This is a genomic window from Burkholderia sp. L27(2015) (genome assembly GCF_009765705.1).
Taxonomy (GTDB): Bacteria; Pseudomonadota; Gammaproteobacteria; order Burkholderiales; family Burkholderiaceae; genus LMUX01.
Genome location: NZ_LMUX01000008.1, coordinates 61099 through 84155 on the forward strand (window position 1 = coordinate 61099; position 23057 = coordinate 84155).

Below are 23057 nucleotides of genomic sequence, written 5' to 3' on the forward strand. Positions count from 1 at the left end.
AACGCGAAGATGCCGAGAGGCTGATCAGGCGGTCCCGGCCGCTTTCGCTTCCAGCACTTCCCAACGCTCCATCAACACCAGCAGAGCCGCGTCTATCTCGGCAAAGCGACTGCTGAGCTGCGTGCCCTGTTTCGGGTCCTGTGCGTAGATCTTGCCGTCGGCAAGCAGGTCGGTAATTTGCTTCTGCTCCGTTTCGAGCGCAGCCATCTGGGCCGGCAGCGCGTCGAGCTCGCGCTGTTCCTTGAAACTCAATTTAACCGGGCGCGCGGTATTGCGAGCGGCGCTGGCGGACGCTTTGCCGTTGCCATCCCGGGCGTTGATATCCTTGGTATTGCTGTCCTTCTGATCGCGGGCAACGCCTTTCGCGGCAGCACGGGCCATCTCCTCGGAACGCGCCGACTGAACCTGCCAATCGGAAAACCCACCGACATATTCGCGCCAGCGGCCCTCGCCTTCGGCGGCAATCACCGACGTCACGACGTTATCGAGGAATGCCCTATCGTGGCTGACCAGCATCACGGTGCCGTCGAACTCGGTCAAAAGTTCTTCGAGCAATTCGAGCGTCGGAATATCAAGATCGTTGGTCGGCTCATCCAGCACCAGGATATTGGCGGGACGTGCGAATAAACGCGCCAGCAGCAAACGGTTGCGCTCACCGCCCGACAGCGACTTCACCGGCGAGCGAGCCCGTTCTGGCGAAAACAGGAAGTCGGCCAGATAGCTCATCACATGCTTGCGCGCACCGTTGATTTCGACCCAATCGCTACCGGGGCTGATGGTATCGGCCAGGCTACGCTCGGGGTCGAGCTGCGCGCGCATCTGGTCGAAATAGGCCACTTGAAGGTTGGTGCCGTTGCGCACTTTGCCCTCATCGGGCTGCAACTCGCCCAGAATCATTTTGAGCAAGGTGGTCTTGCCGGCGCCGTTCGGGCCGACAAAACCGATCTTGTCGCCGCGCATCAGCGTCGCCGAAAACGTATCGACCACGGTGCGCTCGCCGTAACGTTTGGTGACATCGGTCAGCTCGGCAACGATCTTGCCGGATTTGTCGCCCTGGCTAACGTCCAACTTGACGTTGCCCTGTACGTTGCGGCGCTCGGCGCGGTCGTTGCGCATCTTGACCAGACGTTCGATGCGGCTCACGCTGCGCGTGCGGCGGGCCTCGACGCCCTTGCGGATCCACACTTCTTCCTGGGCCAGCAATTTGTCGAATTTGGCATTCTCGACCTGCTCGACCTCGAGTTGCTGGGCCTTGCGCGCTTGGTACGCCGAGAAATTGCCGGGGTAGGACAGCAGATTACCGCGATCGAGTTCGACGATACGGCTCGCCACTTTGTCGAGGAAGGTCCGGTCATGGGTGATGAACAGCACACTGCTGCGCAGCGTCATCAGGAAGGTTTCTAGCCAGCGGATCGCTTCGAAATCCAGATGGTTGGTCGGCTCATCAAGCAGCAGCACGTCGGGCTGAGCCACCAGTGCGCGTGCCAATGCAACGCGTTTTTGCATCCCGCCCGACAGCGCGTTGACGCGAATTTCGCCGTCCAAGCCGATCTGTGCGAGCGTGGTGGCCACGCGCGTCTGCCAATTCCATCCGTCGCTGGCGTCCAGCGCCGATTGCAGCGTGTTCAGCCGCGCCAGCAGTTCGTCATGGCGCACGCCCTCGGCCGCGTCGGACAGTTCATGCACAACCACTTCGTATTCGTCGACCAATGCGCGAATTTCCGCCAGCCCGGAGGCCACGGCCTCGAACACGGTGTCGGTACCCTCGAAAACGGGTTCCTGTGCAACATAGACTGTGGTGAGATTCTGCTGACGCGTGATCAAGCCGTCATCGGGTCGCGTAATGCCCGCGACGATTTGCAGCAGTGAAGATTTGCCCGCTCCGTTACGACCGATCAAACCGACTCGTTCGCCCGCCTCGATCGAAAAATCAGCGTGATCCAGCAAGGCTACGTGACCGAACGCGAGTTGCGCGCCCGAAAAGGAAAACAGCGACATGTCGGCGATACTCGAATAAAACACGCATTGTACTGGCAGTGCGGTGACAACCCTGCCTATGTCGCGCTTTATTGCCGTTTCTGGGGGCTCTGGCGGCCATATCCGCTCAAAAGCCGCTGATGCGGCGCCAAGTCTGCCGCCATTGGCGCGGAAAAGAAATGCGCAGACCCATGCGGCAAAATGCCACAAGGCCAGGATGTTTTTTGCTCGTGGCTTTATCTTCGGATTTTATTATCCTGACCTGGCTCTCGACCTTTAGCTCGATTTTCCCCCCTTCGACTTTTCATTCTTCGACTTTTCCTCCTTTGCATTTTGCTCCGTCGAGTTTTCCTCCTTCGAGTTGTCTCCCTTATACACGGCCTTCAGCGCTTGTATCGTCAGCACCAGCCTGAGCGATTCAAGCTCTTTAACACCCAGTAATTCGCACAACGCCTGTTCTTTGGCGACGTCGCCATCGCACACCAATAACAGGTGTCTGATTTCGTCGATACGGCACATCAACTCCACGGGCCCAATGCCTCGGCGTCCCTTCAGGGCGGCCGCGAAGTCTTCGTCGTTAGAGATAGCCGGTGTCGGCTCGGTTTGTGGCGATGGCGCGACTCTGGTACGCGCGGCTGTTTGAACGCGAAGAGCGGCACTCGGCTCCGTCACTTTGGATTTGTGCTTTTCCTGTTTTTCCATGTCGAGCTCCAACCAAATCTTTCGTAGGCGGATAAGACGTCTAGAAATCGTTACACGACTGCCACATCGGCTGCGCGGGACGCGCACTTTGTAGCCCCTTACGTCACGCGGAACGACTTTGCTATACTTTGGCCGCTGCGGCGAATTGAAGCGCATCGCAAGATCATCGCTTGTCCGTTTGTAGAATAGGTCAGCTATGTAATTTTGTAGCGCTAGAGGTGTTACATTCCAGATAATTCTGAATCGCCAGCCCTCAAAAGCCTGGCGATTCACCGGAAAAGTAGACTCGATAGGCGAACGAGGCGGTGTTGAATGCCTCTCGCCACGCGGTAGAAATGGTCCTCTCCCTGTAGTTCAATGGATAGAACAAGTGCCTCCTAAGCGCTAGATACAGGTCCGATTCCTGTCAGGGGGACCAATAACGCGGCTCGATGCCCAGTTACCCGCACTCGGCGATTTGACGTACTCATCGCGTCGCGTTCGACGTCCACAGTCAAAAAATTGCAAAAAATATAGACGTTGCATCGGGGTTTGATCGTTCAATGCCATTTCTCGCACTACAAGTCGATTGGGATATGAACGGCGACGGGTTGTTCACGAGCGCCGATGTCTGGTTGCTGGAAAAATGGCTACTCTGCCTGCCGGGCAATTTCCTGCTGGAACTGTTTGCGTTCTGGCTGCCGCGCACGGCCGCTTTCTTACATGTCCATGCCAGCAGCACAAGCTCGTACGCCAGTTTCTACGGCGTCGCAGCCTGGGTAATTTCCTTGGCGACCTGGGCCGGCATCTGGCTCGCCATCAGCGCATTCCTGCGTTATCGACTCGAACGCCCGCGATAAACGCATACCCAAAGCTGCGCGCGGCGCGACATGCAGCACTACATCTGCACAACAGGCCCTATTTCTACCATCGCTGCGCGGCTTTAATTGACCGCCTAGAATAGACCGCACCGCGACCTAATTTTCAACGATTTCACCTTCGCACCCGCGATAACCCAGCTCTTCGAATCGGCTCATTCCACCGTCTCCTATGAACCAGATCAACGCGTCACTGTTCCGACTGGCGAGCGCCATTGCCCTGGCCCTGCCCTTGGCCGCCCAGGCCGCAGACGTCAAGGATTTCCAGCTCTCGGAAATGAATTACACACAGCAGGCGATCGAGCAGCGCTGTAACGCGCAAGCCGCGGCCAGCGTCAACGAGGATGCCGCGAACGCCAACCATGAAGATGAAAACCTGAAGGCCTATCAGGCTTGCATCAAGCCGTACTACGACGGCATGCAGGAGTTGATCGCGCTACAACGGGACCCTTCCGTTTCGGTGGCGCTGTGGAGCGACTGCCGCAGCAGCAGCAATTTCGCGACCACCCAAGATTTTCATGGCTGGGCCACCTGCATCGTCAAACGTAAAGTATCGAAATAAGTACGGAACCTCATCGATCTGATGTCTACCCCGACCTTTCCCACGCTTTTTATTTCTCACGGCGCACCGACTTTGGCGATCGAACCCGGGCGCACTGGCGCGATGCTGGCGGCACTCGCCGCGCGGTTGCCCAAGCCGCGCGCCGTTCTGGTGGTGTCGCCGCATTGGAGCAGCGCTCAGGCACAGGTGAGGCGCGCGCCGCGCCAACATGCGGTGCACGATTTTGGCGGCTTCGCGCCCGCACTTTACGCGCTTGAATACAATGCTCCGGGCGCACCCGAATTGGCCGATCAGGTGGTCAGCCTGCTGGCTAGCGCCGGCGTGCCGGCACAATTGACCGACGAGGCAGGCCTGGATCATGGGGCATGGGTGGTGCTTCGTTATCTGTTTCCCGACGCCGACATTCCGGTCACCCAGTTGTCGCTTCAGCAACAGCAGGGCCCGGCGTACCAGTTCAAGATCGGCCAGGCGCTGCGTGCCCTGCAGCGCGACGGCGTGCTGGTGATCGGCTCAGGCAGTTTCACGCATAATTTGCGCGAAATCCGCTTCGGCAATCACGCTGAGCAGATTGAAGCCGAGCCGTATGTCGACGAATTTGGCGATTGGATGAAAGCCAAGCTGGCGGACCACGATCTCGATGCGTTGCTCGATTATCGCAACCGGGCGCCGCATGCAGCGCGCGCGCATCCGAGCGAAGAGCATCTGCTACCGCTGTTTATCGCACTGGGCGCGACCGACGACTGGAGCGCACAACAGCACTTCGACACCGGCACGACTTATGGCGTGCTGCGCATGGACGCGTTCGCGTTCGGTCGCGATGCGTCTGTCTTGGCGCCGTGAATTTAGCCAACGGCCGCGACGAATCGGCGCGTTACGTTTTATTTGCTTTTGATGCTGACGCCTTCGTCGATGGTGCCATATGCGGAAATGCTGCCGGAACCCGCGCCGCCATTGCCATTGGCACAGGCCGTAAGCGTCAACACCGCCGCGACGATAACAAAAATTTTGAACACGCTGCACCTACTTGAATGAAAGAACATCTGCCATTTTAGCCAGTGCGGGATCGCCATGCTGCGTCACGCAACGACCGACATCGACGCCCCGGGGCAACCGGCCGTCGCATGCCAAAGGCACGGGCGCAGTCAAGGCACCCCATCGCCTTGATACAATAGCGCTCATTAGCTGAGCTCACACCCTTCGTTCGCCGGAAAACCACCATGAAGCAATACCACGACCTGATCAAAGACATTTTGAGCAACGGGACCCGTAAGGCCGATCGCACTGGCACCGGCACCATCAGCGTGTTCGGGCGGCAAATGCGCTTCGATCTGGCGGCGGGCTTCCCGGTCGTGACCACCAAGCGTATCCATCTGAAAAGCGTGATCCACGAATTGCTGTGGTTCCTGAACGGCGACACGAATATCAAGTATCTGAACCAGAATGGCGTGACGATCTGGGACGAATGGGCCGATGAAACGGGTAACCTGGGCCCGGTGTACGGCTATCAATGGCGCTTCTGGCCGCGCCCGGATGGCACTACGGTGGATCAGATCACCGATCTGGTCAAACAGATCCGCACCCGTCCGCATTCGCGCCGCCTGCTGCTCACGGCGCTGAACGTGGCAGATTTCCCCGACGAATCGAAATCGCCCTCGGATAACGCGCGCGACGGCAAAATGGCGCTCGCGCCGTGCCACTGCTTTGCCCAGTTTTATGTCAACGAAGGCAAATTAAGCTGCCTGCTGTACTGTCGCAGCCAGGACGTGTTCCTGGGCACGCCGTTCAATATCGCGAGCTATGCCTATCTGACCCATATGCTGGCGCAACAATGCGATCTTGAAGTGGGAGAGCTGGTCTGGTCGGGCGGCGACTGCCATATCTATCTGAACCATCTTGAACAGGTCGATCAGTTGCTCAGCCGTAGTTTTTTCGAGCTGCCGACGCTGCATATCCACCGCAAGCCCGAAAGCATCCTGGCGTATCAATACGACGATTTCGAACTGCAGAACTATCAGTTCCACCCGGCTATCAAGGCGCCGATCGCGGTCTGACACAGCGCGGGATCGCGGTTTGACCCAGCGCCGGATCGCGGTTTGATTGTGTAACGGCACACGGGTCCGGGTACGCGCGCGTCGAGGTAGCCGGATAGTCGCCAGTCGCCGCATGACATGCAGCGCCGAATGCGGACTTTCTCAACGCTTACCCGGATTCGCCGCACGCGCCTTGACCGTCGCGACAACTCCATCAAGCGCCTGCGTCGACATGGTTACCGCGGCCGCATCCGGAAAGCTATCGTTGATCAGCCCGCTTAGCACCTGCCCCGGCGGCGTCTCGATGAATACACGGGCGCCCAGCTCATACATCAAACGCACCGAGTCGTTCCATCTCACGGGATAACGCAGATTGGTCGCCAGATCGTCACGGATCGGCTCGGCCGTGCGTGCGGCACGCGCGGTGCGGTTGGCCAGATAGGGAATGCGCGGCGCGCGAAACGCCACTTTGGCCGCAGCCGCACTGAGCGTCTCGGACGCCGGCGCGAGCAATTCGCAATGCGAGGGCACGCTGACAGCCAGCCGCTCGGCACGCCGTGCGCCCTGCTCGAGGGCTAGACGAATCAGTGCTGCGAGCCCCGCGTCGCTGCCCGCGACGACGATCTGCCGCGCTGCGTTGAGGTTGGCGAGATAAACCGGTGCTTCGATCTGCGCGAGCAAGCGCGTAATCTGCAACTCGTTCAGTCCCACTACCGCAGCCAACCCGTAGCCGCTGGGATAGGCGTTTTCCATCAACTGTGCGCGCAGCTCGACCAGACGCAATGCGTCGGCAAAATCAAGCGCATCGCAGATGACCGCCGCGGCAAACGCGCCCACCGAAAGCCCCGCTGCGAAGTCTGGCTCGATGCCTTCGGCGGCCAGTGCGCGAGCCGCAGCGACGCTGGCCGTGACCAGGGTCAATTGCACGGCCACGGTCGATTCGAGTGCCGCGGCGCTATCCAGTAGAAGAATGTCTCGGCCCAACGCTTGCGAAGCTTCGGCAAGCGTGCGCCGAACCGCCTGATGATCGGGCAATTGTTGTAGATAACCGGGCGTTTGCGCGCCCTGCCCTGGGCACAGGATCGCTTTCATGGTGTCGGTCCGTCGAAGTGCTGCGTCGGTGTGCTACGTCGATATGCTGCGTCGGTGCTTTGGTCAAGCAGCGCGTTCGGGAGGGACCGCTAGTCTTAACGCCCAAGCGTCTTCCACCAGCATCGGTTCGCCGCAGGTGCGCAACAGCACGCGCTTCGCACCGCCGGCGTATTCGGCTAGTGCGATACAACCGGCGGGCGTTTCGAGTTGCGCGTCGATGCGCAGTCCCGCGTTGGCCGCGGGCACCGCCAACGACTGCAAAAGCTTTTGGGCGCTCTCGCGCGCCAGCCATTCCGGCGTGCGCAGCGTCAGGTCGAGGTCGCTGTCCGCATGCACCACAGGCAAGCCCGTGGCCAGTTCGAAACCGACGCTGCCAGTCGGTCCCCAAGCCAGCCGAAACGGGCGCAGCACCGCCGCCAGCTCCCGGAACACCGCAAACGCCGGCAGCGTCGCATGGCGCTTGGCGTCGTGTTCGCTCGGCGCGGGCGCGAGCAAGGGCGTTTGCGCGTCGACCAAGTCCTCAGGGCTGGCGACGGCCGCCACATCCGCAATCGACACCAGCGCACCGAAGCGCTCGCTGCGACCCGCACCCCGTACCCCCACGCTCACGAGACCTTGTGGCGCGCCAGCGCGACGCACCACCACTACTGGCATGCGCTCAAGCGCTGCACCGACCCAATCGGGCGCGGCGCTCCAGCGCGGCACCCGTTGCAGTAGCAGTAGATCGTGAGGTGTTGGGGGCCGGCGCATTTTCATCGTGGTCTCTCAGTTGTCCTGCCACTGCAGCGCGAGACGCCGTCGCACTTCGATCGAAGCGGCGCGATTTTTCTGCGCCTGCGGCGAGCTGAGCCGGCTCGATAAATCAGGTGGCCCCTGGCGCGCGTCGGCCACCGCCGCCGCAAGCACCTCGCGCACCGTTTCGATATGCGCCGGCGTGGGCGCGTCGGCGTCTATATCGTTTATCAGCCGATGCAACAGGCCGAGCTGATCGAACGCCTTCATCGAGTAGCTCATTGGGATGATAGTTTCGCCCAGTGCATCGAGTGCCTCGACCGAACGCCGAGTGACTCGCGCGGCGGCTTCCTTGCCCATCGCGTGGACCAGCGTGCCCGGCGCATCGAGCGCAACAATCCGATTGGCCTGGTAGCCGTGCGCCAGGAATGCGCCCGACATGGCTGGACCTACGATCAGCGCGATCACCGGATGGCCGACGAGCCGCGCACTGGCGTAGGCATCGACGGCGGCGGCACACGCCAAATGCAGGCCCAGCGTTTCTTCGCGGCGGCCGTACGCTTGGCTCGCTACGTCGACTATGGCAACGATAGGACGACGCTCGGCCGCGTGGCTATCGGCAATCATCGTCGCGCGCACTGTCTTGGCCAGCAACCAGCCCTGTTCAAGCCCCACGACATTGGTGATAGCGCGCGGGAAGCGCTGATGCGCATCCGGCACGACGGCGATGAACTGCACACTCTCTTCGCCCAGCATGCCGCTGCCGCTCAAGATGGGCGCGGGTTCAAGCGATTTGCCGGCGAGCGCTTCAAACCAGATCTCGCCGCGGCTACGGTTCGCGCTCATACACCCTCCTGTGCGACATGGCCTGCCGCGGCTGCATGAGCCGGCCGCCAGTTCAAACGCATGCTTGCGCTGTCGATGGTCGCGGGGTCCACCGCATCCAGCAATTTCAGGTATTTCTCCACCTGTTCGCTGCGTGCCGGCGCCACCGGTCCTTGCGCACACGCGGCACGCACTGCCTGCGCGATCCCGTGTGCATCGTCTTCGATCAACGCGTCCGCCAAGCCCGTGGCCGCGCGCTGCTCGCCACCAATCAGGCTCCAGATCAAGCGCCGATCGCCCGAATCGAGTTCCTGGATGCCGGCTTCCTGCTCGATCACTTCGGGTCCGTTCATGCCCAGTCTGCCCTGACGCGTCATGATCAGGTACGAACACAAGGCCGCCGCCAGCGACATGCCGCCGAAGCAGCCCACCATCCCCGCGATCACGCCGACTACCGGCACATGCCGGCGCAACGCCACGATCGCCGATTGGATCTCGGCAATCACGGCCAGCCCGAGGTTGGCTTCCTGCAAACGCACGCCGCCGGTCTCGAACAAAATCACGGGCCATACCGGCCGGCCCGCTTCGCATTCGCGCAACGCCAACTCCAGCGTGGCCGCGATCTTGGTGCCCGACACTTCGCCGATACTCCCACCCTGGAAAGCCGACTCGATAGCGAGCACCACCGCCGGGCGACCGGCCAGCGTTCCCTTGGCAATGATCACGCCGTCATCGGCCTGGCAGACGATGTCCTGCAACGGCAGCCAAGGCGACTCCAGATGATCGAAAGGCCCGAGCAATTCGCGCATGCTGCCTTCGTCGAGAATAGCGCCGGCACGCTCGCGAGCGCCGAGTTCGATAAAGCTGCGGCGCTCCAGAAAAACGTCATAAGCACTCATGATTCGCTTGCCTCCACCGCTTCGGCCAAGCGTAACGCCACCACGCCGGGCGTTGCGCCAAAGTCGTTGATTTCAATACGGGCCGCGCCTGCGTAACGCGTGAAGAAACGGTCCAGTACGCTTTTCCAGATCTGCCCGTAGCCGTCGACGCTGGTTTTGACGACGACTTGCGCGCAGCCACCTTCGTGCGGCGAAAGCAGCACTTCCAGATCGCCTGAACCAACCACGCCGACATGCGCGCGCTGTTTGACCGGCTCGTGGGCCGGGTACTCGAAATTTAGATGTTCCATTGCGGCTGCGCCTCCTGGTGAGGATTGCGGGAAGGGTTGCAATATGCGTTGTGATCGGTGCGGCGATCACCGCCGCGACTGGCGATGCGGTCGATAAAGAGGGTTGCAGCCAGTAGATCGGCGGCACCCCCGGGGGATGCGTTCAATGCCAGCAACTGCGTGTCCAGCGCCAGCAGCGCGGCAAAGCCCGCCGTACTGCCGACGCCGCCCAAATCGAGCACCCGGCGGGCGCCACGTTGCGCAGCATGCAGGGCCGCGAGGCCACCGCGATGCAACAAGCACGTGTCGGCCAGCGTCGTCATGATCGCCATTAGCGTGTCGAGTTGAGCGATATTTTCGGGGTGTCCGGCGACACGTGCGGCACGCAAGGCGGGCAAGCCGATCTCGCGCACATGCGGGAAACCGGCGCGCGCTTGCTCGCGAGCACCGCCAACCGAGAAACGGCGCGCGACGCGCAGGCCATGGCTTTCGACAGGTGGAGCGAACCGATCAGGGAAAGCGGCAATTTGGGCCGCGCTTGCGCAGATCTGCTGAGCGGTTTCGTGATCTTCGATGTCGTTGGGCGCAATCTCGCCGGTGACAATGTCGTGGGTCGCGATGTCGTTGACCCCCGCGTTGACCGCCGTGTTGCTCATTGCGGCGCCGCCATCGCCCGCCTGCATCGCCGCAGCAGCGGCAAGCAACCCGAGCACCCAGATCGCGCCACGATGTGCATTGCTACCGCCCGTGGCGCTGAGCATCGCCACTTCGCCGCGCCGGCCTATCAACGCAAGACGTTCGCGCAGCGCCTGCGACGCGCGCTCGCCGAGCCCCGCCATCGCCAATGCGGCAAAGGTGGGTCTTAGCGCATGTGCCGACCGCGTCATCCTGGTCAGGTCGAGGTCGCGATGCGCTCCGCTGCCACGTCGATCGACGAGCGCGGGCTTCGGTGTCAGGCGTGCCTCGGCAAGCAAGGCATCGACGGCGTAGTCGGCCAGCAACGCCGCCGTCAACGTCGATGACTCGTCTGAAGCCGCGTGGACCGCGATAAGCGTCATCCGCAGCCCCTACCAGCTGCGAAATTGCGGCGGCGGCACGTACAGACCGTCGGACCACGCCACCAGATCGTCGATGCTGCGCGCGGCCAGCAGCGAGCGTTTGGCTTCGCCGCGGCGTATGCCGAGATCTTCGGGGAACGCGACAATGCCACGCTCACGCAATGCCGTGGTCTTGGCGGGATCGGCGCGCAAGCCCACGGGTGTCACTCCCGCGACCGCCGCCAGCGCCGCACGCCGCTCTTCCATGCCCTGTGCGTGGTGCAGATAGGCGATGCCCTCTTCCGTGACCACATGGCTGACGTCGTCGCCGTAGATCATCACCGGCGCAATCGGCATCCCGCTTTTCTTGCCCACGGCAATCGCATCGAGCGCATCGACTATGGTCGGCTCACCGCCTTTCTTGAACGTCTCGGCCAGTTGCACCACCAGCTTGTGGCCGCGCGCAACCGGCGCATCTCCTTTGAGAAGCGCGAGCCACGCCGGTGAAGAATGGCGTCGGCCGCGAGGGTCATGGCCCATATTCGGCGCCCCGCCAAAACCGGCCAAGCGCCCCAATGTCACCGTGGACGAATTCGCGTCGGCGTCCATTTGCAAGGTCGAACCGATAAACAGATCGACGCCATATTGCCCGGCGAGTTGGCATAACACGCGATTCGAGCGCAGGCTGCCGTCGCGCCCGGTAAAAAATACATCGGGGCGTGCGCGGATATAGTCCTCCATGCCCACTTCGCTACCGAAGCAGTGCATGCTCTGCACCCAGCCGCTTTCAATCGCTGGAATCATGGTCGGGTGAGGGTTTAGCGCCCAATGGGTGCAGATTTTGCCCTTCAGCCCGAGCGATGCGCCGTAGGTCGGCAGCAGCAATTCGATGGCCGCCGTATCGAAACCGATGCCATGGTTCAACGCGGTGACGCCGTATTTCTCATAGATGCCACGGATCACCATCATCCCAGTGAGCACCTGCAGGTCGCCGATATGGCGCGGATCACGCGTAAATAGCGGCTCGACCGCGAACGGCCGGTCGGCCTTCACCACCACATCGACCCAGGAGCCTGGAATATCGACGCGCGGCAACTCGTCGACGATTTCGTTGACCTGTACGATCACGATGCCGTGTTTGAATGCGGCGGCTTCGGCGATGGTCGGCGTGTCTTCGGTGTTGGCGCCCGTGTACAGATTGCCATGGCGATCGGCTTTCTCGGCGCACAGCAGCGCAACCTGCGGCGTGAGGTCGATGAACATGCGCGCGTACAGCTCGATGTAGGTGTAGATCGAGCCGATCTCGAGCAGCCCGTCTTCGAGCAATTGCGCGACGCGCAAGCTTTGCGTTCCGGCAAACGCGAAATCCACTTTGTGAGCGATGCCGCGTTCGAACAGCGTCAGGTGCTCCGGGCGGCTAATACACGAGATCAATAGATGGACATCGTGGATCTTGGCGGGATCGACCTCGACCAGCGAACGCGACAGGAAATCGGCCTGCTTCTGGTTATCGCCTTCGATCACGACGCGGTCACCGGGCACGATCAGCGCTTCGAGCGCGTCGACGATCCGCTCGGTAGGCAGTACCCCGTCGCGGTCCAGCCAAGGGGCGATTTTGGCCAGTCTCCTCAACTTCTCGTCGCGCAGCGTAGTCCACGATCGAGGGGCGGCGCTGGAGTCTGATTGAGCAATGGCGGCTTGATTCATGGTCAAAAACTCCGAATCACAGATAAATGCGGCAGGTGGGTGCAGGCCTAGGCGCGTTGGCGGCGGGGCTTCACCGGCTTGGCCTCGGCTGCTTGTTTATCGGTCAAAAAACGGTATAGCAGTTCTCCACTACTGAGCAAGTGCGCGCTCACCAGCGTCTGCGCCCGGGCGACATCGCGGCGCTCGACCGCTCGCAGCAGCTCGGCGTGCTCGCTATCCGAGAGGGCCTTGCGCGACGGCACATCGAATTTTACGCGCAGATAGCGTTCGCCGCGTCGGTGCAGCGTCTGGATCAGCTCCATCAACCGTGGCCGGGAGGCGGGTGCGTAAAGACTCAGGTGGAAAGCTTGATTGTGAGCCACATAAAGTGTTTCGTCAGCTTCGGCCGTAGCGGCCTTCAGGCGCGCGGCGGCCTCCGCCAAGGTGCCATCGGTATGGTGCGAAATGGCCAGGCCGATCGCGAGACTTTCCAGCGCGGCACGCATTTCGTAGATTTCGCGCGCTTCATCGGCCACCAACGGGCTGACAGTCGCGCCTTTGTGCGTTTCGGATCGGACCCAGCCTTCGCTTTCGAGCTGGCGCAATGCCTCGCGCACCGGAATTGCGCTGACTGAAAATTGGCGCGCGACCGCATCCTGGCGTAGCGGCATGCCGGGCTGCAAAGTCCCTTCGACAATGGCCAGGCGCAAAGCGTCGGCAATCATGCGCGAGGTGCTCGGTCGCGGTTCCAGTGTGATGCCGACCGGGAAGGTCACCTTGCTGATGGGACCCTGACTGGCCGCACCCCCGGGAAAACGAGGCGTTGATTTATCCATAAGATCAAATATTATATATAAAAATGCGTAAAAACATCCAGAGTTACGCTAGGTACTTGGCAGATAGCAGCCTGACATTCACCTAAGCATGACCGAGCAGCTTGACGATGAACGATTTCGGCCGCAGTTGGAGGCCAAAGTCTGGCGGGCGAAGAGTCGTCAAAAATATAGATTCCCACGGAGGAGACACATGAGTTCATTAGCAGAGCGCGCCGTTGCAAAGAAACGCACGCCGTTAAACCGCAACCAGATTGTCGGTTTCTGGGGCGCCTGGACCGGTTGGACCCTGGACGGGATGGATTCCTTCATCTACGCCCTGGTGCTCGCCCCGGCTCTCACCGAACTGCTGCCCAAGTCAGGGTATGCGGCGACCCCGGGCAACATCGGGCTCGCGGGCTCGATTTTATTTGCGTTGTTCCTGGTCGGCTGGGGCTTGTCGTTCATATGGGGGCCGCTGGCCGACCGCTTTGGCCGTACCAAGGTGCTGGCCGGCACGATTTTCATGTTCGCTATCTTCACAGGCCTGGCCGCAACTTCACATAACGTCTGGGAGTTAGGCACCTATCGCTTTTTGGCCGGCATCGGCATCGGCGGCGAGTGGGCGCTGGCGGGTACCTACGTTGCGGAGGCATGGCCCGAGGATCGCCGCAAAATGGGCGCCGGCTATCTGCAGACCGGCTATTACGCAGGCTTCTTTCTCGCGGCCGCGCTGAACTATACGGTAGGCGCGCATTTCGGCTGGCGGGCCATGTTCCTGGTCGGCGCGCTGCCTGTCGTGGTGTCGATCATCGTGCTGCTGCGCGTGAAGGAAACCGAAAAATGGCAGAAGGTGGACCCCAGCGCAGTACACCACGGCAGTCCACTCAAGGAAATTTTCAGCCCGAAATATCTGAAGCGAACCTTGGTGGCCGCTGCATTGCTCACGGTCGCGATTATCGGTTTGTGGGCCGGAGCGGTGTACGAGCCGTCCGCGGTGATTCTGATGGCAACCAAGGCTGGCCTGGCGCGCCCGGAAGCCGTCAAGCTCGCTTCACTCGCCACCGGTTTGCTTTCGATCGGGACGATACTCGGCTGTCTGGCGCTGCCGCCGATGGCGGAACGCATAGGGCGACGCGCGACGCTCGCAGTGTATTTTATCGGTATGGCTGCGTCGATCGCACTGACGTTCGGGTGGGCGTTTTACCTGGACGACGGCCTGTATATTTTTATCGCGCTGTTGTTCGTGTTGGGCTTTTTCGGCGGCAACTTTGCGCTGTTCAGCCTGTGGTTGCCCGAGCAGTTTGAAACCCGGGTGCGCGCTACGGCGTTCGCGTTTTGTACGTCCTCGGGACGTTTTCTGGGTGCCGGGGTGAACTTCGCGTTGGGCGCGATGGTGCTGCATTGGGGAACCCTGGGCACGCCGGTGGCGCTGACCGCGATCATCTTTGTGCTGGGTCTGTTGATCATTCCATTCTCGCCGGAAACCCGAGGCCAGGTATTGCCTAATTGAGTGTTCGCCTGACAGGATCGGTGGGATGAAATCGGCGGGATAACTACTCGCTGGACGAGGAACGCTGCGGCGATGAGCATCGCCGCAGCGAAATCTTATCCGCGTTCAGCCGTTCAGCAGCCCCATCGCCTGCTCCGGATACCGCGAACCCGCGGCGACATCCGGCGGAAATACCTCATTGAGCTCTTCCAATTCGGCAGCACTGAGCGTCACTTCCAGCGCGCCCACATTCTCGTCTAGATATTTGCGGCGCTTGGTGCCAGGGATAGGCACCAGATCGTCACCCTGCGCCAGTACCCAAGCCAATGCAAGCTGAGATGCGGGCACCCCCTTCACGCGAGCCAGTTGCTGGACCTTCTCGACCAGCACCAGATTTTTCGCGAAGTTTTCGCCTTGAAAGCGCGGGCTCTGCTTGCGGTAATCGTCGTCGGTAAAGTCGTCCGGACTCGTGATCGTACCCGTCAGGAAACCTCGGCCAAGCGGGCTATACGGCACGAACCCGACTCCTAGCTTGCGACACGCGGCAAGCACGTCGGTCTCGGCGTCACGCGTCCACAGCGAATATTCCGTTTGCACCGCGGTGATGGGATGCGTGTTGTGAGCGCGCAGCAGCGTTTGCGGCGATACCTCGCACAAGCCCACGAAGCGGATCTTGCCCTCGCTCACCAGATCGCCCAGCGTGCCGACCGTCTCTTCGATCGGTGTCGCCGGATCGACGCGATGCTGGTAATACAAATCGATGTGGTCGACACCCAGGCGTGACAAACTGCCGTCGACCGATTTGCGAACATAATCCGGGCGGCCGCTGGCGCCACGCACCAGCGGATTGGCCGGATCGCGCAGGATGCCGAATTTGGTCGCGATAAACGCCGAGTTGCGCTGTCCCTTGAGGGCACGGCCCAGCAGTTGCTCGTTGGTATGCGGGCCGTAAATATCGGCCGTGTCGAAAAAAGTAATGCCTTGGTCGAGTGCGCGGTGAATGGTCGCGATCGATTCCGCGTCGTCGCGATGCGCATAGAACTCGCTCATACCCATGCAGCCCAGCCCTATTGCGGAAACTTCTGGGCCGTTCAAACCGAGTTTACGTGTCTTCAAGTCTAGCTCCGGAAAGCGACTGCGCCTGCCAAGCAAGCGGGCGTGTCGAGTGGATAATAGTGTAATCGGTCGAGCTTGTTTTTGGCACAGCCGCCTCGCTACGGCATCAGAAAGCCGGGCAAGATCGGGTAAACTGCGGTCCATGACTACTCTTACGCTGATCGTTGCGCGTGCACGCAACGGCGTCATTGGACGCGACAACCAACTGCCGTGGCGCCTGCCCGAAGACCTTGCATTCTTCAAGCGCACCACCATGGGCGCGCCCATTATCATGGGCCGCAAGACTCACGAATCGATAGGCCGGCCGCTGCCGGGGCGCCGTAACCTGGTGGTTACGAGGGATGCCACGAAAACCTTCGAGGGATGCGAAACCGTCGGTAGCCTGGAAGAAGCGCTGTCGCGCTGTGGCGTCGATGGTGTCGCAGAGGCATTCCTGATCGGCGGCGCACAACTCTACGCCACCGGCATCGCGCTGGCTCAGCGCCTGATCGTGACCGAGATCGATTATGACTTTGCCGGCGACGCGACTTTTCCGGCACCGGATCCAGCGTTATGGGTGGAGGTCTCGCGGCAAACGCATCGGGCGATCGAACCTGAACCGTTTGCTTATGCGTTTGTCGAGTACGGGCGCAAAGCTAGATAAGCGGCCGAGTCGGTTTCGAGTCGGCGTCGGGTGAGCGTCGGTTCGGGTCGGCATCGTTGCGGTCCCGGCGGCCGCACGGCACGCCGGGAGATCGGCCGATATCACTGCCCGGCGATCGTCATCCGCTCGATCAGCACCGAACCCGTTTCCTTGGTGCCGCGTATCAAGGTGTCGGCGCCTATCGCCACCACTTGCTGGAACATGTCCTGCAGACGGCCAGCAATCGTAATGCCTTCCACCGGATATTGAATCTCGCCGTTCTCAACCCAGAAACCGGCCGCGCCACGCGAGTAATCGCCCGTCACGTAGTTCACGCCCTGCCCCATCAATTCGGTCAGCAGCAATCCGGTCCCAAGCTTTTTCAACATCGCGCGGAAGTCGTCATCACGGCGGGTCTTGGTGCTGCGCAGCGCGAGGTTATGCGAGCCGCCGGCGTTACCGGTGGTCTGCATCCCAAGTTTGCGCGCCGAATAGGTCGACAGAAAATAACCTTGCACCACGCCGCCGCTGACCACGCTGCGTTGCCGCGTGCGCACCCCTTCTTCATCGAACGGTGCGCTACCGACCGCGCGCAGCACGTGCGGGTCTTCGACGATTTCGATGTGCGGAGCAAATACCTGCTTGCCCAGGCTGTCGACCAAAAACGAAGTCTTGCGATACAGCGCGCCGCCGCTGGTGGCCTGCACGAACGCGCCGAGCAAGCCTGCCGCCAGGGGCGCCTCGAACAGCACGGGGCATTTGCGCGTGTCCAGGCTGCGCGCACCGATGCGTGCAAGCGCACGCTGGGCGGCGTAACGGCCGATCGCCTCGGGCGGCGCCAAGTCGTCCATGCGGCGCTGCGAGCTGTACCAGTCGTCACGTTGCATCGAACGCCCGGAGCCGGCAATCGGCGAACACGCGACGTAATGACGTGAATACGGGTAGCCGGCCAAGAAGCCGCGGCTGGTCGCCAGCACGAATTGCGAATGTTGCGCCGAGACGCTTGCGCCTTCGCTATTGCGAATATTGGGATCGGTATCGAAGGCAGCCTGCTCGGCGCGGCGCGCCAGCTCGACAGCCTGGTCGGCATCCACATCCCACGGGTGATACAGATCGAGCTGGGGCGGATTGGTTTCGAGCAGGTCGCTCTCGGCCAGACCGGCGCAATCGTCCTCGGCCGTGAAGCGGGCGATGTTGTACGCGGCCGCGACCGTATCGCGCAAGGCTTGCGGCGAAAAATCGGAAGTGCTGGCGTTGCCGCGCTTGGTGCCGATGAAAACCGTGACGCCGACCGTTTTGTCGCGGTTGTGCTCGATCGTATCGACCTTGCCATGCCGGACGCTGACGGACAAGCCATCGCCTTCGGCGATTTCAGTCGCGGCGTCGCTCGCGCCCAGCTCCTTGGCGTGTAGCAGAATATCCTGCGCCAGCGATTTGAGCTGGTCCTGGGTATGCGGGAAAAAGCGTTCTTGTGCAGCCATATAGGTAGGAATCTCCGTGGACTGGAGGATCATAGCAAGGCTTGCGCCCCTGTGCTCGAATCGGATTCGTTCGAGTTCGTCCGCGCACCTCCGAGCTACCTGTTAGAAGTACGTTACAAGTGACTTCTAACACGATGGCGTGCGGCCCGCGGACGCGCCGCGTTACAATACGCCCATCATGAAGAAAAGACCTTTTACCGCGAATTCCGGCCTTGTGCCGGTCGCCGACGATACTGCCGCCAACCCCGTTGACGACAACGTCGACGAAAACGGTTACGACCGCCCCAGCAAATCGCAACTCAAACGGGACATGTTGGCTTTGCAGGCGCTAGGCTCCGAAATTGCCGATCTGTCGAAAGACGCACTGAAAAAAGTCCCGATGCCCGAAAAGCTCGATGATGCGGTACGTGAAGCACGCCGCATCACCTCCCACGAAGGCCGACGCCGGCAAATCCAGTATGTCGGGCGCGTCATGCGCGATCTGGACGAAAGCGAAGTGGCGGCCATACGCTCCGCGCTCGATAAAATGAAGGGCGCAAGCAGCGCCGAGACCGCCAAGCTGCATGCCATCGAGCGTTGGCGCGACCAATTGCTCAAGGGCGACGAGGCACTGACCGAATTCATCCGCCGCTATCCGCATGCGGACCCGCAAGAAGGCCGCACCTTGATTCGCAATAGCCGGCGCGAATCCGAACAGAAAAAATCGCCGCGTTACTTTCGCGAGCTGTTCCAGTGGGTCAAGACCGCACTGGATAAAGCGCACAAGGACGAAGACGACGACGCTGATGCGCAGCTGAATCTGGACGACGGCGACCCACGCGAGGACCAAGATGACGCCTACTACCGCCCCGAGTAACAACGCTGCCGCCGACCCGGCGCAAGAGCGTGAGCTGGTCATAGGACTGGTGTCGGTGAGCGATCGCGCTAGCCAGGGCACTTATCAGGACCAGGGTATCCCGGCGCTCCAGGAATGGCTGGCAAGTGCGCTCGCATCCCCGTTTCGGATCGAGACGCGCCTGATTCCCGATGAACTGAACTTGATCTCGAAAACACTGATCGAGCTGGTCGACCAGGCGCACTGCGATCTGGTGCTCACTACCGGAGGCACGGGCCCGGCGCGGCGCGACGTGACGCCCGAGGCAACGCTGGCGGTGGCCACCAAGACCATGCCCGGTTTTGGCGAGCAGATGCGCCAAGTCAGCCTGCGCTTCGTGCCGACGGCGATTCTTTCGCGCCAGGTGGCGGTGATCCGCGAGACGGCCGCACACGCGGCGCTGATCATCAATTTGCCGGGGCAACCCAAGGCGATCAAGGAAACGCTGGAAGGATTGCGCGGGCCGGACGGCGCCGTGCAGGTCGACGGCATTTTTGCGGCTGTGCCTTACTGTATCGACCTGATAGGCGGCCCTTACATCGAGACCAACCCTGCGGTTGTGCTGGGGTTTCGGCCTAAAAGCGCGCGGCGCCCTGCCGTTTGAGGGGGTCAGTCGGCGACTTCAATGCCCCGCGTGGTCCGAATGAAATGCTGGCGGTAGTACTTCAGCTCGTCGATCGACTCATGGATATCGGCCATCGCGGTATGCATCGCCCGCTTTTGAAAGCCCTTATAAATGGTCGGCTCCCAGCGACGGCACAATTCTTTCAAGGTGCTGACGTCGAGATTGCGATAGTGAAAGAACGTTTCGAACTCGGGCATCCAGCGCGCCATGAAGCGGCGATCCTGGCAGATCGAATTGCCGCACATGGGCGACTTGCCAGCCGGTACGTACTGGGCCAGAAACGCCTGCAACTGCGCGCTCGCCGACGCTTCGTCCACGGTGGACGCGCGCACCCGCTCGATCAAACCGGAACGGCCGTGCGTGTTCTTGTTCCAGTCGTCCATGAGATCCAAGGTGGCGTCGGACTGGTGGATCGCCAAGATCGGGCCTTCGATCGCCACTTTCAGATCGGAATCGGTCACGACCACGGCCACTTCGATAATGCGGTCGGTCTGCGGTTCGAGACCGGTCATTTCCATATCCAGCCAAATCAGGTTGAACTCACTGCGGGTCAGCGTGGCAGGTGCTTCGGTGGGGGTAGTCATGGTCGATAAGATCGCAAGGAAGGGAGAAGAGTTGGCGGTATTGTGCCCGATTCATCCCAGGTAGGGTGAGCGACCGGCCGTTGTACCGACCCGCGCCATTGTTTTCGGGGCCGTCGCCCTCATCTTCGGCATGGGTTGATGGCCGACTGGTGGCCAACTCGCGCCCAATTTGTGGCCGGTTCACGCCTTGCTAACGCGCCGCGCTTGGGTAGCGCCGAACGTGAGAGAATTTGCATTCCAATGCTGCTATAACCGGATTTTCGCCGATGTTTACCACGCTGTTCGTCATTGTCCTTGCGGCAATGGTTGCTACCAAATACTGGCTCGCGCTGCGCCAGATACGCTATGTCGCGCAACACCGCGCCGCCGTGCCTGCGCAATTCAGCTCAAGCATCACGCTGGACTCGCACCAGAATGCCGCCGATTACACCATAGCGCGCACTCGGCTGGCACTCTATGAAATCGCCGTCGGCGCCGCGGTACTGCTGGCGTTGACGCTGTGCGGCGGGCTGCAGTGGCTCGACACGGTGATTTCCGGCGTGCTCGGACACGGTTATGTCGGCCAGTTGGTGACCATCGGGGCCGTGATCGCGATCACCAGCGTGGCCGATTTGCCGTTCGACTATTACCGTCACTTCGTGATCGAGGCGCGCTTCGGCTTCAATCGGATGACGCCGGCCCTGTTCCTCGCGGATCTGGCCAAGGGTACCCTCATCGGGCTGCTGCTGGGCGCTCCGCTGCTGTTCGCCGTGCTCTGGCTGATGCGTCAGGCAGGCGACGCCTGGTGGTGGTGGGCGTGGCTGCTGTGGGTGACGTTCAATATGCTGGTGCTGGTGCTCTATCCGACCCTGATCGCGCCGCTATTCAACAAATTCAAGCCGCTGGACGACGCCAGCCTGCGCGAACGTATCGAATCCTTGCTCAGGCGCTGCGGCTTTGCGGCCAAAGGCCTGTTCGTGATGGACGGCAGCCGCCGCTCGGCGCATGGCAATGCCTACTTCACCGGTTTCGGCTCGGCCAAGCGCATCGTGTTCTTCGACACCTTGCTCTCACGCTTGAGCGGCGATGAGATCGAAGCGGTGCTCGCGCACGAACTGGGGCATTTCAAGCGCCGCCACGTCCTCAAACGTCTGGTGGTGACCTTCGCGATCAGCCTGGTGTTGCTCGCCCTGCTCGGTTGGCTCGCGCAACAGCCGTGGTTCTATACGGGGCTGGGAGTGACACCCGCAGCCGACGGTAATCAGGCGCTCGCGCTGATCCTGTTCTTCATGGTGCTGCCGGTGTTTCTGTTCTTCGCCAGCCCATTGAACAGCCTGACTTCGCGCAAGCACGAGTTCGAAGCCGACGCCTTCGCGGCCAAACAGACCGATCCGGCGGATCTGGTCAGCGCGCTGGTCAAGCTGTATCAGGACAACGCCTCGACGTTGACCCCCGACCCGCTCTACACCGCTTTTTATTATTCGCACCCGCCAGCTTCGCAGCGCATCGACCGCCTGCTCGGCCATGGCGCCGCATGACGCGGCCCAAGCGCAATATCGCGGCCAGCAAGCAGCGCGAACTGGACGCCAGCGGGGCGCAACTCAAGGAAGCAAGGCTGAGCGGCCAAGTCATCGCGGCCCACGGCCGCCATTACCTGGTAGCCCCTGCGGCAGGCGGCCCTGCCCTGCAATGCTTTCCGCGCGGTAAAAAAAGCCTGATCGCAGTGGGCGACCGTGTCTGGTACGAAACCAGCTCGGCCGACCAGGGCGTGATCGTTGAAATTGCCGAGCGGCGCAACTTGCTGCACCGCTCCGACCAATTCAAATCCAAGCTGTTTGCAGCCAACCTCGATCAGTTGCTGATCGTGCTCGGCACCGAGCCGTTCTTCAGCGAGGATTTGCTGGGCCGCGCGCTGGTCGCCGCCGACGCGCATGGCTTGCGCTCGCTGATTTTGTTGAACAAGATCGACGTCGAAAGCGCGCTGGCGGTTGCCCGCACGCGGCTCGCGCCGTATCGCGCGCTCGGCTACGAGGTGCTTGAAACCTCCGCACGCACCCATCCGGAAGCGACGTTGGCAGCGCTTGCGCCACATCTGCGCGGGCGCGCCACCTTGCTGCTGGGGCAATCGGGCATGGGTAAGTCGACACTGGTCAATTTGATCGTGCCTGACGCAGAAGCCGCCACCCGCGAAATTTCGACTGCGCTCAATAGCGGCAAGCACACCACCACTTTCACGCGTCTATACGCGCTGCCCGATGGCGGTGCCTTGATCGATTCGCCGGGTTTTCAGGAGTTCGGCCTGTATCATCTGACCGAGGGTGAACTGGAGCGGGGCTTCCCCGAATTCAGACCGCGTCTGGCGGGTTGCCGTTTTTATAATTGTCGGCATCTGCATGAGCCTGGCTGCGCCATCCTGGAAGCCGTGACCGGCGGCGAGATCGCACCGGCCCGGCATGCGCTCTATGCGCAACTGGTGCACGAGGCAAGCCAGATCGTGCGTTAGCTTACAAAGGCAACGATGAACAAGCTGTTGCGTGCTCCCAATCTGATGTTGGCCCAGCACTGGATCAACCTGCTGGAGCATGCGGGCATCGGCTGCGAACTGCACAACCGCTATTTGCAGGGAGCGCTCGGGGAAATTCCGGTAGATCAATGCGGCCCGGAGATCTGGATCACCGACGAGCGCGATATGGCGCTGGCCTCGCGGCTCATAGAGACGGCCCGCCGCGGGCCAGACGCGAGCACGCCGAGATGGCGCTGCATGCATTGCCAGGAGTGGCTGGAACCGCAGTTCACCGTATGCT

The 23057-nt window shown here is 61.4% G+C and carries 26 protein-coding genes and 1 tRNA gene; 13 read left to right on the top strand and 14 right to left on the bottom strand.

What is annotated here, in order from left to right; translation table 11 throughout:
• Window positions 1–24 precede the first annotated feature (24 nt).
• Window positions 25–1998, bottom strand: coding sequence for an ATP-binding cassette domain-containing protein (locus GSQ77_RS03255; protein WP_158899012.1), 1974 nt, complete (start codon window positions 1996–1998; stop codon window positions 25–27).
• Window positions 1999–2056: 58 nt separating this feature from the next.
• Between GSQ77_RS03255 and GSQ77_RS03260 the strand changes: the two genes are divergently transcribed.
• Window positions 2057–2257: a hypothetical protein gene (locus GSQ77_RS03260; protein WP_158899014.1), complete on the top strand. Its 201-nt coding sequence runs from the start codon at window positions 2057–2059 to the stop codon at window positions 2255–2257.
• Here GSQ77_RS03260 and GSQ77_RS03265 read toward each other — a convergent pair.
• The gene (locus GSQ77_RS03265; RefSeq protein WP_158899016.1) at window positions 2254–2679 is read right to left on the bottom strand and encodes a hypothetical protein; all 426 of its coding nucleotides are present in this window, start codon (window positions 2677–2679) and stop codon (window positions 2254–2256) included. The genes GSQ77_RS03260 and GSQ77_RS03265 overlap by 4 nt on opposite strands.
• A 343-nt stretch (window positions 2680–3022) precedes the next feature.
• Between GSQ77_RS03265 and GSQ77_RS03270 the strand changes: the two genes are divergently transcribed.
• The 4 genes from GSQ77_RS03270 to GSQ77_RS03285 all read left to right on the top strand — a co-directional run bounded on the left by GSQ77_RS03270 (window position 3023) and on the right by GSQ77_RS03285 (window position 4938).
• Window positions 3023–3097, top strand: a tRNA-Arg gene (locus GSQ77_RS03270).
• A 124-nt stretch (window positions 3098–3221) separates the two neighbouring features.
• Window positions 3222–3518 carry a hypothetical protein gene (locus GSQ77_RS03275; RefSeq protein WP_158899018.1) on the top strand — a complete coding sequence of 99 codons (297 nt, stop codon included), beginning with the start codon at window positions 3222–3224 and terminating at the stop codon, window positions 3516–3518.
• Window positions 3519–3708: 190 nt separating this feature from the next.
• Window positions 3709–4098, top strand: coding sequence for a hypothetical protein (locus GSQ77_RS03280; RefSeq protein ID WP_158899020.1), 390 nt, complete (start codon window positions 3709–3711; stop codon window positions 4096–4098).
• A 21-nt stretch (window positions 4099–4119) separates the two neighbouring features.
• Window positions 4120–4938, top strand: coding sequence for a dioxygenase (locus tag GSQ77_RS03285; protein ID WP_158899022.1), 819 nt, complete (start codon window positions 4120–4122; stop codon window positions 4936–4938).
• Window positions 4939–4976: 38 nt separating this feature from the next.
• Here GSQ77_RS03285 and GSQ77_RS03290 read toward each other — a convergent pair whose 3' ends face one another.
• Window positions 4977–5168 (bottom strand): hypothetical protein, encoded by a 192-nt coding sequence (locus tag GSQ77_RS03290; RefSeq protein ID WP_158899024.1) that lies wholly within the window; start codon window positions 5166–5168, stop codon window positions 4977–4979.
• Between the two features lie 147 nt (window positions 5169–5315).
• Between GSQ77_RS03290 and GSQ77_RS03295 the strand changes: the two genes are divergently transcribed.
• A complete protein-coding gene (locus GSQ77_RS03295; RefSeq protein ID WP_158899026.1) occupies window positions 5316–6149 on the top strand; it encodes a thymidylate synthase in 834 nt (277 codons plus the stop codon).
• Between the two features lie 141 nt (window positions 6150–6290).
• On the opposite strand, the gene mdcH is transcribed toward GSQ77_RS03295, so the two are convergent.
• From mdcH to GSQ77_RS03335, 8 genes are all read right to left on the bottom strand, one after another.
• The gene (mdcH, locus tag GSQ77_RS03300) at window positions 6291–7220 is read right to left on the bottom strand and encodes a malonate decarboxylase subunit epsilon (protein ID WP_158899028.1); all 930 of its coding nucleotides are present in this window, start codon (window positions 7218–7220) and stop codon (window positions 6291–6293) included.
• 63 nt (window positions 7221–7283) lie between these two features.
• A complete protein-coding gene (locus GSQ77_RS03305) occupies window positions 7284–7976 on the bottom strand; it encodes a malonate decarboxylase holo-ACP synthase (RefSeq protein ID WP_254067419.1) in 693 nt (230 codons plus the stop codon).
• Window positions 7977–7985: 9 nt separating this feature from the next.
• Complete coding sequence (gene mdcE, locus GSQ77_RS03310; protein WP_158899030.1) at window positions 7986–8798, bottom strand: biotin-independent malonate decarboxylase subunit gamma; 813 nt, start codon at window positions 8796–8798, stop codon at window positions 7986–7988.
• Window positions 8795–9676, bottom strand: coding sequence for a biotin-independent malonate decarboxylase subunit beta (locus GSQ77_RS03315; protein ID WP_158899033.1), 882 nt, complete (start codon window positions 9674–9676; stop codon window positions 8795–8797). Before GSQ77_RS03315 ends, mdcE begins: the two co-directional genes overlap by 4 nt.
• Window positions 9673–9966, bottom strand: coding sequence for a malonate decarboxylase subunit delta (locus tag GSQ77_RS03320; protein ID WP_158899035.1), 294 nt, complete (start codon window positions 9964–9966; stop codon window positions 9673–9675). The genes GSQ77_RS03315 and GSQ77_RS03320 overlap by 4 nt, the downstream gene beginning before the upstream one ends.
• Complete coding sequence (locus tag GSQ77_RS03325) at window positions 9954–11003, bottom strand: triphosphoribosyl-dephospho-CoA synthase (RefSeq protein WP_158899037.1); 1050 nt, start codon at window positions 11001–11003, stop codon at window positions 9954–9956. Before GSQ77_RS03325 ends, GSQ77_RS03320 begins: the two co-directional genes overlap by 13 nt.
• Before the next feature lie 9 nt (window positions 11004–11012).
• Window positions 11013–12689 carry a malonate decarboxylase subunit alpha gene (gene mdcA, locus GSQ77_RS03330; RefSeq protein WP_158899039.1) on the bottom strand — a complete coding sequence of 559 codons (1677 nt, stop codon included), beginning with the start codon at window positions 12687–12689 and terminating at the stop codon, window positions 11013–11015.
• Window positions 12690–12736: 47 nt separating this feature from the next.
• Window positions 12737–13504, bottom strand: coding sequence for a GntR family transcriptional regulator (locus tag GSQ77_RS03335; RefSeq protein ID WP_158899041.1), 768 nt, complete (start codon window positions 13502–13504; stop codon window positions 12737–12739).
• 190 nt (window positions 13505–13694) lie between these two features.
• Here GSQ77_RS03335 and GSQ77_RS03340 point away from each other — a divergent pair, with 190 nt between their 5' ends.
• Complete coding sequence (locus tag GSQ77_RS03340) at window positions 13695–14993, top strand: MFS transporter (protein WP_158899043.1); 1299 nt, start codon at window positions 13695–13697, stop codon at window positions 14991–14993.
• Window positions 14994–15098: 105 nt separating this feature from the next.
• On the opposite strand, the gene GSQ77_RS03345 is transcribed toward GSQ77_RS03340, so the two are convergent.
• Window positions 15099–16088 carry an aldo/keto reductase gene (locus GSQ77_RS03345; RefSeq protein ID WP_158899045.1) on the bottom strand — a complete coding sequence of 330 codons (990 nt, stop codon included), beginning with the start codon at window positions 16086–16088 and terminating at the stop codon, window positions 15099–15101.
• 142 nt (window positions 16089–16230) lie between these two features.
• Here GSQ77_RS03345 and GSQ77_RS03350 point away from each other — a divergent pair, with 142 nt between their 5' ends.
• A complete protein-coding gene (locus tag GSQ77_RS03350; RefSeq protein ID WP_158899047.1) occupies window positions 16231–16731 on the top strand; it encodes a dihydrofolate reductase in 501 nt (166 codons plus the stop codon).
• 101 nt (window positions 16732–16832) lie between these two features.
• On the opposite strand, the gene pmbA is transcribed toward GSQ77_RS03350, so the two are convergent.
• Window positions 16833–18191 (bottom strand): metalloprotease PmbA, encoded by a 1359-nt coding sequence (pmbA, locus tag GSQ77_RS03355; RefSeq protein WP_158899049.1) that lies wholly within the window; start codon window positions 18189–18191, stop codon window positions 16833–16835.
• Between the two features lie 178 nt (window positions 18192–18369).
• Between pmbA and yjgA the strand changes: the two genes are divergently transcribed.
• Window positions 18370–19047, top strand: a complete 678-nt coding sequence (yjgA, locus tag GSQ77_RS03360) for a ribosome biogenesis factor YjgA (protein ID WP_158899051.1) — start codon at window positions 18370–18372, stop codon at window positions 19045–19047.
• Entirely contained in the window at window positions 19022–19669 is a 648-nt protein-coding gene (gene mog, locus GSQ77_RS03365; protein WP_158899053.1) for a molybdopterin adenylyltransferase, read from the top strand. The genes yjgA and mog overlap by 26 nt, the downstream gene beginning before the upstream one ends.
• Before the next feature lie 5 nt (window positions 19670–19674).
• Here mog and orn read toward each other — a convergent pair whose 3' ends face one another.
• Window positions 19675–20274 carry an oligoribonuclease gene (gene orn / locus GSQ77_RS03370; RefSeq protein ID WP_158899055.1) on the bottom strand — a complete coding sequence of 200 codons (600 nt, stop codon included), beginning with the start codon at window positions 20272–20274 and terminating at the stop codon, window positions 19675–19677.
• Between the two features lie 266 nt (window positions 20275–20540).
• Here orn and GSQ77_RS03375 point away from each other — a divergent pair, with 266 nt between their 5' ends.
• From GSQ77_RS03375 to GSQ77_RS03385, 3 genes are all read left to right on the top strand, one after another.
• Window positions 20541–21791: a M48 family metallopeptidase gene (locus GSQ77_RS03375; protein WP_158899058.1), complete on the top strand. Its 1251-nt coding sequence runs from the start codon at window positions 20541–20543 to the stop codon at window positions 21789–21791.
• On the top strand, window positions 21788–22756 hold the full coding sequence (gene rsgA, locus GSQ77_RS03380; RefSeq protein ID WP_158899060.1) for a ribosome small subunit-dependent GTPase A: 969 nt from the start codon (window positions 21788–21790) through the stop codon (window positions 22754–22756). Before GSQ77_RS03375 ends, rsgA begins: the two co-directional genes overlap by 4 nt.
• 15 nt (window positions 22757–22771) lie before the next feature.
• A partial coding sequence (locus GSQ77_RS03385; protein ID WP_158899062.1) for a DUF2007 domain-containing protein occupies window positions 22772–23057 on the top strand: 286 nt, incomplete at its 3' end.